General features: G+C 70.6%; 15 protein-coding genes and 2 tRNA genes. 3 read left to right on the top strand and 14 right to left on the bottom strand.

Going from position 1 to position 11518, the window contains the following annotated elements:
• The first annotated feature begins 395 nt into the window (after window positions 1-395).
• Both PINTE_RS09540 and PINTE_RS09535 read left to right on the top strand, forming a co-directional pair.
• The gene (locus PINTE_RS09540) at window positions 396-1091 is read left to right on the top strand and encodes a copper resistance CopC family protein (RefSeq protein WP_068429271.1); all 696 of its coding nucleotides are present in this window, start codon (window positions 396-398) and stop codon (window positions 1089-1091) included.
• Window positions 1092-1306: 215 nt separating this feature from the next.
• Window positions 1307-1939 carry a LysE family translocator gene (locus PINTE_RS09535; protein ID WP_217996552.1) on the top strand — a complete coding sequence of 211 codons (633 nt, stop codon included), beginning with the start codon at window positions 1307-1309 and terminating at the stop codon, window positions 1937-1939.
• Between the two features lie 112 nt (window positions 1940-2051).
• Here PINTE_RS09535 and PINTE_RS09530 read toward each other — a convergent pair.
• The 3 genes from PINTE_RS09530 to PINTE_RS09520 all read right to left on the bottom strand — a co-directional run bounded on the left by PINTE_RS09530 (window position 2052) and on the right by PINTE_RS09520 (window position 2983).
• Window positions 2052-2124 (bottom strand) — tRNA-Lys (locus PINTE_RS09530).
• A gap of 258 nt (window positions 2125-2382) precedes the next feature.
• Window positions 2383-2679 carry a GroES family chaperonin gene (locus tag PINTE_RS09525; protein ID WP_068429265.1) on the bottom strand — a complete coding sequence of 99 codons (297 nt, stop codon included), beginning with the start codon at window positions 2677-2679 and terminating at the stop codon, window positions 2383-2385.
• Window positions 2680-2719: 40 nt separating this feature from the next.
• Complete coding sequence (locus PINTE_RS09520; protein ID WP_068429262.1) at window positions 2720-2983, bottom strand: DUF3618 domain-containing protein; 264 nt, start codon at window positions 2981-2983, stop codon at window positions 2720-2722.
• 121 nt (window positions 2984-3104) lie between these two features.
• Between PINTE_RS09520 and PINTE_RS09515 the strand changes: the two genes are divergently transcribed.
• Window positions 3105-3578, top strand: a complete 474-nt coding sequence (locus PINTE_RS09515; protein WP_068429259.1) for a peroxiredoxin — start codon at window positions 3105-3107, stop codon at window positions 3576-3578.
• Window positions 3579-3665: 87 nt separating this feature from the next.
• Here the strand turns inward: PINTE_RS09515 and PINTE_RS09510 are convergent, their stop codons facing one another.
• The 11 genes from PINTE_RS09510 to clpS all read right to left on the bottom strand — a co-directional run bounded on the left by PINTE_RS09510 (window position 3666) and on the right by clpS (window position 11505).
• Window positions 3666-4226 (bottom strand): hypothetical protein, encoded by a 561-nt coding sequence (locus PINTE_RS09510; RefSeq protein ID WP_157087157.1) that lies wholly within the window; start codon window positions 4224-4226, stop codon window positions 3666-3668.
• A 208-nt stretch (window positions 4227-4434) separates the two neighbouring features.
• A tRNA-Leu gene (locus tag PINTE_RS09505) sits at window positions 4435-4516 on the bottom strand.
• 105 nt (window positions 4517-4621) lie between these two features.
• Entirely contained in the window at window positions 4622-5281 is a 660-nt protein-coding gene (rdgB, locus tag PINTE_RS09500) for an RdgB/HAM1 family non-canonical purine NTP pyrophosphatase (protein ID WP_068429253.1), read from the bottom strand.
• Window positions 5278-6006 (bottom strand): ribonuclease PH, encoded by a 729-nt coding sequence (gene rph, locus PINTE_RS09495; RefSeq protein WP_068429249.1) that lies wholly within the window; start codon window positions 6004-6006, stop codon window positions 5278-5280. Before rph ends, rdgB begins: the two co-directional genes overlap by 4 nt.
• Window positions 6007-6048: 42 nt before the next feature.
• Window positions 6049-6816 (bottom strand): MBL fold metallo-hydrolase, encoded by a 768-nt coding sequence (locus PINTE_RS09490; protein ID WP_068429245.1) that lies wholly within the window; start codon window positions 6814-6816, stop codon window positions 6049-6051.
• Window positions 6813-7616, bottom strand: a complete 804-nt coding sequence (gene murI / locus PINTE_RS09485) for a glutamate racemase (protein WP_068429242.1) — start codon at window positions 7614-7616, stop codon at window positions 6813-6815. Before murI ends, PINTE_RS09490 begins: the two co-directional genes overlap by 4 nt.
• A gap of 131 nt (window positions 7617-7747) precedes the next feature.
• On the bottom strand, window positions 7748-8581 hold the full coding sequence (locus tag PINTE_RS09480; RefSeq protein ID WP_068429238.1) for an amino acid ABC transporter ATP-binding protein: 834 nt from the start codon (window positions 8579-8581) through the stop codon (window positions 7748-7750).
• Window positions 8581-9333, bottom strand: coding sequence for an amino acid ABC transporter permease (locus tag PINTE_RS09475; protein WP_068429235.1), 753 nt, complete (start codon window positions 9331-9333; stop codon window positions 8581-8583). Before PINTE_RS09475 ends, PINTE_RS09480 begins: the two co-directional genes overlap by 1 nt.
• A gap of 88 nt (window positions 9334-9421) precedes the next feature.
• Window positions 9422-10414 (bottom strand): transporter substrate-binding domain-containing protein, encoded by a 993-nt coding sequence (locus PINTE_RS09470; protein ID WP_084343427.1) that lies wholly within the window; start codon window positions 10412-10414, stop codon window positions 9422-9424.
• Between the two features lie 168 nt (window positions 10415-10582).
• Window positions 10583-11212 carry a DUF2017 family protein gene (locus PINTE_RS09465; protein ID WP_169798499.1) on the bottom strand — a complete coding sequence of 210 codons (630 nt, stop codon included), beginning with the start codon at window positions 11210-11212 and terminating at the stop codon, window positions 10583-10585.
• Between the two features lie 2 nt (window positions 11213-11214).
• Entirely contained in the window at window positions 11215-11505 is a 291-nt protein-coding gene (clpS, locus tag PINTE_RS09460; RefSeq protein ID WP_068429232.1) for an ATP-dependent Clp protease adapter ClpS, read from the bottom strand.
• Between the last annotated feature and the right edge of the window lie 13 nt (window positions 11506-11518).

Genomic DNA, 11518 nt, shown 5'->3' with positions numbered 1-11518 from the left:
ACCGGCGCCGCACCTCGCGGGTGTCGCCAATCTGAGCACGAAGGTTCGATTCTGGCAACCACTCGCGCAACAATCCCGCCAACAGCCGTCGAAGAATCCGCACGCAATTCTTTGATGATTTGCATAAGGAATTCTGCACACAAACCTTCGGTCTCTTGTGCGAGGGCGCGACAGCCGTTCGCCGGTCGAGCTGCCGACGCTCGCGCTCGTGGTCGACGCCGTGGCTCTGCGCGTGGCGCGGGGCGGTCTCGACGTTCCCGACTCGCGGGCGCGCGGCATGGGTACAGTGCCGATGAGCCCGTGAGCGCCCTCAGCCGCGCGAGCGCCGGCAGCGCCGCGCGGGATCGGCGGGCGCGAGCGGGGTTTCCACTCACCCGCGCAAGCAAAGGATGACCATGTCGATCCCGCAGCACCGTGTCGTCGCACTCCCCGGGGGGTCAGCTCGGGCGGTCCCGGTCGTCGACGTCGTCGGGCTCGTCGGGGCCGTGCGCGCCGTCGCCGCCGCGGTGGCTGTGCTGGTGATGACAGTGGCGGTGGCGCTGGTGGGGTCTCCCGGGGCGTCCGCGCACGCGGCGCTGCGCTCCAGCACGCCGGCCGACGGATCGGTGGTCAATGAGCTGCCGGAGAACTACGAGCTGACCTTCAACGAGAACGTCGACCCGAACTTCGCGCAGGTGGTCATCGCCGACTCCGGCGGCGCCACGCACGCCCAGAGCGACGTCACCGTGCGCGGCGCCTCGGTCACCGGCGCCTTCCCGCAGGACCTGCCGACGGGTCAGACGCAGATCCGGTTCCGCATCGTCAGCGCCGACGGACACCCGGTCTCCGGGTCGGTGTCGTTCGACCTGCAGGCGACGGGACCGGCTCCCGCACAATCGCCGACGACCACGACGGCCCCGACGGCCACGACCGCGCCCACAGCGGCTGCGACCGCGCCCACAGCGGCTGCGACCACGGAGGCGGCGCCCACGCCCGACACGTCGCGGGGAGCGGCCGTCGGCAACGTGACGATGCTGGTGCTCGGCGGCCTCGGCCTGTCGGTCTTCGCCCTCGTCGTGTTCCTGCTCGTCCGGGCGGACCGCCGCCGCTGAGGCGCCGCCCGGCGGCATCTGCCGCTGATCGGCTGCCCGGGTTTCGCAGTTCTCGCCACGTTCCGAGACGGGCTTCTCGGCCTCCGAGACGGGACCGCCCCTCTCCCACGGAACCAACTCCGCGGAGGCGGTTCCGCGGCACCCGGCCGGTCCCGTCCATCGGCACAGGCTCACGTGCGATAGGTGGGCTCGGCCGGTGACCTTACAGTGGGGGCGTGCTTTCCACGGCGGCGTTGCTGGGCTTCTGTCTCGCGGTGACTCCGCTGGTCATCACTCCCGGGGCCAGTTTCACCTTGGTCAGCGCCCGCGGCATGGCGGGCGACCGGCGCGGATCGTGGGCGGTCATCACGGGCACGGCTGCGGGCGTTGTCACCCACGCGGTCCTCGCGGGAGTCGGGTTGGCCGCGGTGGTGATGCGCTCGGCCGAGCTGTACCACCTGCTTCGGCTGGTCGGCGCGGCCTACCTCATCGGGCTCGGCGTGACGCTGCTGTGGCGCTCACGAGGCAGCACGCCCCTGGAACCGAAGGGTGACACCGGCGCACCGTCGACAGCCATGGTCCACCTGTATCGCGCGTACGTGGCCAACGTGCTGAACGTCAAGGCGGCGTCGGTGTACCTCACGCTCGGCCCGCAGTTCGTCCCCGCGGAGTCGGTGGGGGTGGGCTCCATGCTGCTGCTCGCCGCCGTACATGTCACCGTGATGGTCGCCTGGCTCGGCATCTGGTCGACCGGGCTGGCAGCGATCGCCTCACGGTTGAGCATCCAGACGTGGACCCGGCGCATCGATCGGGTCGGCGGCCTGCTGCTCGTCGCGCTGGGAGCCCGCACGGCGGCCCAGAGTCGGTGAACGGCGCACGACCCCGAGCCAGTCCATCGCTCTCGGACCGAATGCGGGTCGTAACCAGGTAGTGGAACCCCGAAACTCGCGATACGCGAGGGGTGTTTCCGCAGATCAAGAGTGCGCCATCAGGGACTCGAACCCCGAACCCAGTGATTAAGAGTCACTTGCTCTGCCAATTGAGCTAATGGCGCGCAACGAGGAGAAACACTACCCCAGAGGGGCCGCACGGGTGAAATCGGCTGGTCAACGGCCTGCGTCCGCCGACCGCTCCACCCCGCCCAGCCCGGTCCCGCGCCGCTCCCCACGACGCCCGCCCCATCCTCGAAACTGCGTGTCGTGGTGAGAACTGCGGCACGAACAGCAGTTCTCACCACGACACGCAGTTCTCAGGGATGTGGGGGGCATGGCTCGGCGCCGCCCACCGGGAAGGCGGGCGGCGCCGGAGCAGTTCACAAGTAGAGGCCGGTGGCGCGGGGTTCGCTGCGGGCGGCGCCGACGGCGTGCAGGTCGCGCTCGCGCAGGAGCACGTAGCTGCGCCCGTCAAGCTCGACGACCGCCTCGTCGGTGGGGTCGAACAGCACCCGGTCACCGAGTTTGACGGCACGCACGTGCTGCCCGGTCGCGACGACATCGGCCCAGGAGAGGCGTTTGCCGAGGCTGGCGGTGGCGGGGATGAGCAGCCCGCCTCCGGTCTGGCGCTCGCCGTCTTCGCCCTCCCGCCGCAGCAGCACTCGATCGTGCAGCATGCGGATCGGTAGGTCGTCGGCGCTGGCCGCCCCGGATCGCTCAGGCACGGACCCGACGGTAGATGGCCAGCGCGAGCAGGCCGACGACGACGGCCGCGACGGGGCCGACGACCTCGTAGCGCACGGCACCGTCGTTCGTGCGGGTCGCCTGGTTGAAGGAGACCTTGGCCGCCTCCACCTGACGCTTGGCCAGGTTGCCGGGGGTGACCCGATAGGCCAACTCGTCGATGGTGGCCGCCAGGCGAGCACGCGTGTGCTCGATGTCCTTCTCGATCTGGCTGGCCGAGGCGTTCTGCGAAGCCATTCCGGTGTCCTTTCACTGCCGGCGAGCGTGGTCCTGCCGCAGCCACCCGTGCGAGCCGAACGACGCGCGGCGGGCCAGCCCGCGGCGGGGTTGTCCTAGTTGCGACGATAACCTACCCGCCATGGCCCGACTCCAACCCGGCGACCCGGCGCCGCCGTTCACGCTTTCTGCCCACGACGGCACCACGGTCTCCCTGGGCGACCTGGCCGGTCAGGGCGTCGTGCTCTTCGTCTACCCCGCGGCGATGACGCCCGGCTGCACGAAGGAGGCGTGTGATTTCCGCGACTCGCTGGGGCCGCTGCGGGAGGCGGGCTACGCGGTCTACGGGCTCAGCCCCGACCCGATCGACAAGCTTGTGCGGTTCGCGGAGAAGGAGTCGCTGACCTACCCCCTGCTGTCCGACCCCGATCGCGAGGTGCTCACGGCCTACGGCGCGTACGGCGTCAAGAAGCTGTACGGCAAGGAGGTCACCGGCGTCATCCGCTCGACGTTCGTCATCGACGCCCAGGGCCGCATCGAACTCGCCAAGTACAACGTGCGCGCCAGCGGTCACGTCGCCTCGCTCGCCAAGGCGCTGAAGGTCGCGCTGCCCTGACCGCGCAGGTTGGCCAAGGACACCGTTGCCACCGCGATCTCCATCATGGCCTTTCGGCCTATCCGGACCGTAGCGGCGCGTCGTCGGTTACTGGAACGTCACGGGCTGGTTTGCGAAGTTCCAGTCCACGGTCAAGAGAAAGTCCGAGCCCGGCTTCTCGAACGCTTGCTCCCACTTCAGCGATTTGCCCGGCAGGACGCGGGACGTGGGAAACGTGGAGCGTTCACCATCGAACACCGCGTTGGATTCTGCATCCCCGGACGTTGCTCGTAGAACTGTCCTGGACGCCTCCACCGGCGCGGAAGATCCGTTCGTCAACGTCACTTCCACGGCTACGAAGTTCTTCACGCTCTTGTCTATGACCGCGGCCACGGACGACGGCTGGAATGGCTTCGGCTCCGAGATCCGAATTTTCACCCCGTCCGGCCACGTCGCCTCCTGCCCGAAAGCGGATGCGCCCTGTGCCGTTGTGGTTGCCTCCGCAGCTGTCGTCGTTGCCTCCGCGGCCGTGGTTGCCTCCACAGCCGGGGAGGCGGTCTGCGCCGCCTGCTCCCCCGGATCAGAGACCGTAGGCTCCTGCGAGCCACATCCGCTAATGCTCAACGTGATCGCCATCGCTGCCGCGGCCCCCGCCACGCGAATCCTCATGCTGCGAAGACTATCCCGCGCTTCAGTCGAAAGAAGGTCCCAAGGAACAACGCGAACGCTTCGGAGTCCTCTTCTTGGAGGCGGTTCACGGCGAGAACTTACGACCCGGCGCGGCCCCGAAACAGTCACCAGGACGTTTGCCTGGACCGTGGACTTCTCCGGCAGCGAGTTTCGGGTACACGACCGCGCCCGCCCCGGCTGCATGCAGTGCGGAAGAAGGGATTCGAACCCTCACACCCGAAGGCACAGGAACCTAAATCCTGCGTGTCTGCCAGTTCCACCACTTCCGCGCAACGCCTGAGCCTAGTGGACGCGACGGCCCCGACCGGGCGGTTCGACACGCAAGGACACCGACCGCTCGCCCGGCGACGCGCAGGATCGCCGTCGCGCCGGTGTCAGCCCAGTAGTTCGGGCAGGACCTCGGCCAACGCGCGAAACGCCTTGCCGCGGTGGGAGATCGCGTTCTTCTCCGCCGGAGCCAGCTCGGCCGAGGTCTCGTCGCGACCCGCCACCTGAAGGATCGGGTCGTAGCCGAAGCCGTTCTCGCCGCGCGGTTCCCGCGTCAAGGTCCCGGGGAAGACACCCTCGCGGGCGACAGTTTGCCCGTCCGGCAGAGCCAACACCGCGCAGCACACGAACGCCGCCGTGCGGTGCTCGTCGGGCACGTCGGCCAGCTGCGCCAGCAGCAGCCGCAGGTTCGCCTCGTCGTCGCCGTGCCGGCCGCACCAGCGGGCGCTGAAGACCCCTGGGGCCCCGCCGAGCACGTCGACCGCGAGGCCGGAGTCGTCGGCCAGCGCCGGCAGCCCCGTCTCCCGGGCCACCGTCAGCGCCTTCAGCGCCGCGTTGGCCTCGAAGGTCACGCCGGTCTCCACGACGTCCGCGACGCCGAACTCCGCCACACCGACCAGCTGCGCGTCCAGACGCGCCAGCACGTCGGCGAGGATCTCGCGCAGCTCGACGACCTTGCCCGAGTTACGCGTCGCCAGCACGATCCGCCGGTCTCCCCCGGCCCAGCCCGCGCCCGCGAGAGCGCCGGACTCGGTCGGCGGGATCATGACGCCCCCAGCGCCTCGCGCTGCAACCGCGTCAGCTCCGCGCAGCCCCGCTCGGCCAGCCCCAGCAGCGCGTCGAGCAGCGCCCGGTCGAACGGCTCGCCCTCGGCGGTGCCCTGCACCTCGACGAAGCGACCGTCTCCGGTCATGACGACGTTCATGTCGGTGCCCGCCGAGACGTCCTCGGGGTAGTCGAGGTCGAGCACCGGGGTGCCGTCGACGATCCCCACCGACACCGCGGAAACGGAGCCGGTCAGCGGCCGCGCCTTGGCCGCCACCGCCTTCATCCGGCGCCCGGTCTCGATGGCGTCGGCGAGCGCCACGTAGGCGCCGGTGATCGCCGCGGTGCGGGTGCCGCCGTCGGCCTGCAGCACGTCGCAGTCGAGCACGATCGTGTTCTCCCCGAGCTGGGTGGTGTCGACGACCGCGCGCAGCGAGCGACCCACCAGCCGGGAGATCTCGTGGGTGCGGCCGCCGATGCGGCCCTTGACCGATTCCCGGTCGCTGCGGGTGTTCGTGGAGCGCGGCAGCATGGCGTATTCGGCGGTGACCCAGCCCTTGCCCGAGCCCTTGCGCCAGCGCGGCACGCCCGCGGTGAAGGAGGCAGCGCAGAGCACGCGCGTGCGGCCGAACTCGACGAGCACGGAGCCTTCGGCGTGGTCGAGCCAGTTGCGGGTGATGCGGATCTCCCGCAGCTGATCGGGCTCCCGCCCGTCGTGACGAGTCATGCCCGCCACCCTAACGACGCCCCACCCGCCGGCAACGGGCGGCTAGAGCTCGTAGGTGTGGCCGGGCTGGGCGAGTTCGACGTAGCCGGGCCAGTGTTCGGCGGCCTGGGAGCGGCAGACCTCGGGGTCGTTCCAGGCCGGGATGTGGGTGAGCATGAGCCGCTTGACGCCGCCGGCGGCGACGGCCGCCTGCGCGGCGCGCGACCCGCTCATGTGCACGCCCCGGGCGTCGTCGCGGCCGTCGATGTACGCGCAGTCGGCGAGCACGAGGTCGGCGCCCGTGCACAGCGGGGTCAGCGCGTCGCACGCATCAGTGTCGCCGGTGTAGGCGAGCACCGCGCCGTCGGCCTCCACCCGGAGACCGAACGCCTCGACCGGATGGTGCACGGGCACGGGCGTGATCGTGAACGGACCGATCGACAGGGGCTCTCGCGCTCGGATCGTGCGGAAGTTCAGGCACGGCTCCAGCGGTTCGGGCTCGGCGGCCCCGTACGCCCGGGCCATGCGCGCGGAGGTGCCGGCGGGGCCCCACACGTCCAGGGGAGCGGTCGGTCGGCGCACCGGCGAATAGCACCACATGACCTTCAGTCCGCACAGGTCCAGGCAGTGGTCGGCGTGCAGGTGGGTGAGTACGACCGCGTCGAGGTCGAGCGGGTCGAAGTAGCGCTGCATGGCGCCCAGCGCCCCGTTGCCGAAGTCCAGCGCCACCCGCCAGGTGCGGCCCTCGTGCTGCGCCGAGACGACGTAGCAGGCGGCCGGGCTCTCCGGCCCGGGGTAGCTGCCGGAACACCCGACGGCGAGCAGTCTCATGCCACGTTCCTGTCCCGCTCGACCTCCAGGTGGTCGACCTCCGGGCCGAGGAACCGGCGGGCCAACCGGCGGAAGACCTCCGGGTCGCCGGTCGTGCGGAAGGAGTGTTCGGCGCGGCGCTCCGGGCACAGTTCCCCGCGATCGGCGAGCACCCGGTAGACGTCCTTGGCGGCCTCCTCCGAGGAGGACACCAGGGTGACCAGGTCACCCATGACGTAGGAGATGACGCCGGTGAGCAGCGGGTAGTGCGTGCAGCCGAGGATGAGCGTGTCGACGTCGGCCTCCTGCAGCGGCTCCAGGTACCCCCGGGCCACCTCCAGCAGTTCCTCACCGCCGGTGATCCCCGCCTCGACGAACTCGACGAACCGCGGGCACGGGCGGCTGATGACCTTCAGCTGCGGAGCGGCGGCGAACGCGTCCGGGTAGGCGCGGGAGCGGTGCGTTCCGGCCGTGGAGATGACGCCGATCCGCCCGTTGCGGGTGGCCGCCGCCGCCCGCCGCACCGCGGGCCGGATCACCTCGACGACCGGCACGTCGTAGCGCTCCCGCGCGTCGTGCAGCATCGCCGCGCTCGCCGTGTTGCACGCGATGACGAGCATCTTCACCCCGGTCTCGACGAGGCTGTCGAGACACTCGAGCGCGAACTCCCGGGTCTGCGCGATGGGCCGGGGGCCGTAGGGTGCGCGCGCCGTGTCGCCGAGGTAGCTGACCGCCTCGTGCGGGAGCTGGTCGAGCACGGCGCGGGCCACCGTCAAGCCGCCGTATCCGGAGTCGAAGATGCCGATGGGAGCGTCCGCCACACCGCAAGAATACGGGCGCAACCGGGCGCCCCCGCACGTCAATAACAGTGTCGTCGGACACGGCGGGCCGGCGCCCGGGCGGAACGAACCTGCCCGAACCGGGCGAACCGGCTCCGTCGAGAGCCGTGCGGTCAGGCCCCGGAGCGGTGCCGCTCGGCGTGCGCGGCGTCCTCCGTTCCGGCGTCGACGTGCGTCGGATCCAGCACACGCTGCAGGAACGTGCGCGTGCGCTCGTGCGCGGGATTGCCGATGACCTCGCTCGGCGGGCCCTCCTCGACGATGACGCCGCCGTCCATGAACAGCACGCGGTCGGCGACGTCACGCGCGAACGCCATCTCGTGTGTGACCACCATCATGGTCATGCCCTCGGCCGCGAGCCTGCGCATGACCGACAGCACGTCACCGACGAGCTCGGGGTCCAGGGCCGAGGTGGGCTCGTCGAAGAGCATGAGCTGGGGGTCCATCGACAGGGCCCGCGCGATCGCGACGCGCTGCTGCTGGCCACCGGAGAGCTGCGCCGGGTACGAGTGGCCGCGGTCGCCGAGCCCCACCTTGTCGAGGTTGGCCTGGGCGACGTCGCGCGCCTCCTTCTCGCTGCGCCCCAGCACCGACTTCTGCGCGATCGTGCAGTTCTGCAGGGCCGTCAGGTGCGGAAAGAGGTTGAACTGCTGGAACACCATGCCGACGCCCTTGCGCACCGCGTCGAGGTCGCAGTCGGGGTCGGTGACCTCCTCCCCCGTCACCGTGATCCGCCCCGCGGTCGGCTCCTCGAGCATGTTGACGCACCGCAGCAGCGTCGACTTTCCGGAGCCCGAGGGGCCGATGACGCACACGACCTCACCCTTGCGGATGCGGCCGTCGATGCCGCTGAGCACCTCCAGCTGGCCGAAGGACTTGTGCAGCCCCTCGACGACGACGACGTCTTCGGCCTGTTCACCCGGCCGGTCGTGCGGAACGGTGGCCATCACTTCGCCTTCGCTGACCGGGCCTCGAGGCGGCCCACGAGGACCGTCAGAGGCAGCGTGATGAGCAGGTAGCAGAAGCCGGCGACGACCAGCGGCGTCAGGTTCGCGCTCGACTGGGAGGCCTCCCGACCGAACTTCGTCAGTTCGTACCCGCTCATCGAGAGCCCGAGCACGTACACCAGCGAGGAGTCCTTGACGAGCAGGATGAGTTCGTTGGTGATCGGCGGCAGGATGATGCGGAACGCCTGCGGGAGCACGATCTTGCGCATCGCCATGCCGGCGGGCATGCCGAGCGAGCGGGCCGCCTCCACCTGCCCCTTGGGTACCGCCTGGATGCCGGCGCGGATCGTCTCGGCGAGATAGGCGCTGGCGACCATGCCCAGCGCGACCCACACGGTGCCGTACGGATCGAACGGAATCCGCATGCCCGGGAAGGCGATCGGCAGCAGACCGAAGGCGATGAACACGACGATCGCGGGCAGCCCGCGGAAGAACTCGATGTAGGCGCGGGCCAGCCAGCGGTACGGCCCGACGCTGGACAGGCGCATGAGCGCCAGCACGGTGCCGAACACGAGACCGAAGACGAAGGCGCCGACGGTGTACAGGATCGTGTTGCCCAGCGCCCGGGCCAGCCCCGGACCGACGGTCTCGGCGACCAGCGAGGGCCGGAAGAAGACGTCGATGACCTGTTTCCAGTCGGCCATGAACGCCGCGAGGAGCAGGACGACGACGAGGAGCGCGTACTGCACCATGCGCCGCTGGCGCGCCCGGCGGCGGGGGGAACGGCGTTTCGTCGTTCCCCCCGCCTTCGGTGTCGTTGCGGTGGTCACGAGGGCCCGGTCAGGGGGTCGTCGTCGCCGCGGTGGCGGTCTCGGCCGGGGTCTGCCCCGCGGCCGGCGACTCCGTGCCCGCCGGCGATTCCGTGCCCGCCGGCGACTGGGTGGCCGCGGGCGACTGGGTGCCGGTCGCGCCCTGTTCCTGCACGCCCGGGGTCGTGCCGAACCACTTCTTGTAGATCTCGTCGTACGTGCCGTCCTGTTTGGCGGTGGCGATCGCCGAGTTGACCTGCTCGATGATGGCGCTGGCGTTCGGGTCGTCCTTCTTGGCCGAGATGCCGTACTGCTCGCCGGTGGCGAACTCGGCGACCACGTGGGTGTCGGGGTTGTCCTTGGCGAAGTCGTAGAGCACGCCGTTGTCGTTGATCGCGGCGTCGACGCGACCGGCCTTGACGGCGTTGACCTGCAGCGGCATGTCGTCGAAGACGACCTGCTCGTAGCCGTTGGCCTGCGCCTGCGCGGTCGCGTACTCCTGCCCGGTGGTGCCGGTCTGCACGCCGAGCCGCTTGCCGCGCAGGTCGGCGATGGAGTTGACGCCGGAGTCGGTCTTGGTGATGAGCGCCTGGGTGGCGTCGAAGTACGGGTCGGAGAAGAGCGCGGCCTGGCGCCGGGCGTCGTTGATCGTCATGCCCGCCGCGGCGATGTCGCAGCGCTGGGCCTGGAAGACCGCGCCGGTGGTGATCTGCTCGAAGTCGATGTCGACGACCTGGGTGGTCAGGCCCAGCTGCTTGGCGGCCAGGTCGACGATGTCGATGTCGAAGCCGACCGTCTGGCCGTCCTGGTTGAACTCGAACGGCTTGTAGCTCAGGTGCGTGCACACCGTCAGGTGCCCGGGCGAAACCACCTGCACCCCACCGCTGGCCGTGCCCGTCGCGCCCTCTGAGGCGGTGTCGTCGGAGCCCGAGCTGCAGCCGGCCAGGGCCAGCGGAACCAGCGCCGCGACGGCGGCCCAGCGGGTATAGCGGATGCGACTGCGGGTGAAGGACTGCCTGCGCACGGTGGACTCCTTGCTGGCGAGGGACGTGCAGCGATTCTCACCGACCCACCGGGCCCGATCCACCGTCGCCACCGTCTCGCGGTGTCACGATCAGGCAACGACCCTGTGCCGCCGCCGGGCGGCGCGCACCCGGACCGACGTGCTGAACAGGCCGGGCCGGCCCCGGGCTCACGGCAGCAGCGACTGCGACAGGCCCTCCTGGAGCCAGGTCGTGAAGTCGTAGGCGAGGAGCAGGCCGACCCGCGGATCGGCGTCGTCGGCCGCCGCGAGCTCGTCCTCGATGGCGTCCATGTCGTCCTCGGTGTGCAGCCCGAGACGCTGCCCGAGCACCAGCCGCACGTCGGTGAGGGCGACGACGAACGCGCCGGCCTGGGCCGGCTCCAACTGGATTCGCCCCTGCTCGTCCGCGGCGTCGAGACACGCCACGGCGATCTCGATGCGGTCGAGCTTGCCCTGGCGCACGCTGCCGGCCGAGCGGCGGCGGAACTCCGCGGAGGCCAGCGGATCGTCGCGGTGCCCGTCGGGCAGCAGGCGCTGCAGCGCCGGGTCGTCGCCCGGCCCGTCGAGGGCGGCGGTGGCTCGGGCGACGATCGCCTCGAGGTCCGGCGGCCCGTCCGCGGGCTGCGGGCTCGCGTCGGGTTGACCCGGTACCGACTCCAGCAGCAACCGGGTCTGCTCGAACAGCGAGCGCAGCAGGGCCCGCTCGGCGACGTCGAGCTGCCCTTCGATGACGCCGCGACGGGCGCGAGCACCGGCGGAACGGCCGAGGGCGCGCTTGCGGTGGAAGGCGCGGGCCACGCCTAGTCGTCCTTCTGGAACGTGGCCCACAGGCCGTAGCCCTGCAGCGCCTCGGTGTGTTGCTCCATCTCGTCCTTGCTGCCGGTGGCCACCACCGCCCGGCCCTTGTGGTGCACGTCGAGCATGAGGCGGGTCGCCTTCTCCCGGCTGTACCCGAAGTACGTCTGGAAGACGTACGTGACGTACGTCATGAGGTTGACCGGATCGTTCCACACCAGCGTGATCCAGGGCCGGTCGTGTTCGGGCACGGGCTGCCCGACAACCTCGTCCTGTTCAACGGGCGCTATCGACACCCCACCACCATAG

Origin of the sequence: Piscicoccus intestinalis NBRC 104926 (assembly GCF_001515525.1) — a bacterium.
Classification (GTDB): Bacteria; Actinomycetota; Actinomycetes; order Actinomycetales; family Dermatophilaceae; genus Kineosphaera; species Kineosphaera intestinalis.
This window is presented reverse-complemented; position numbering and strand designations above follow the sequence as displayed.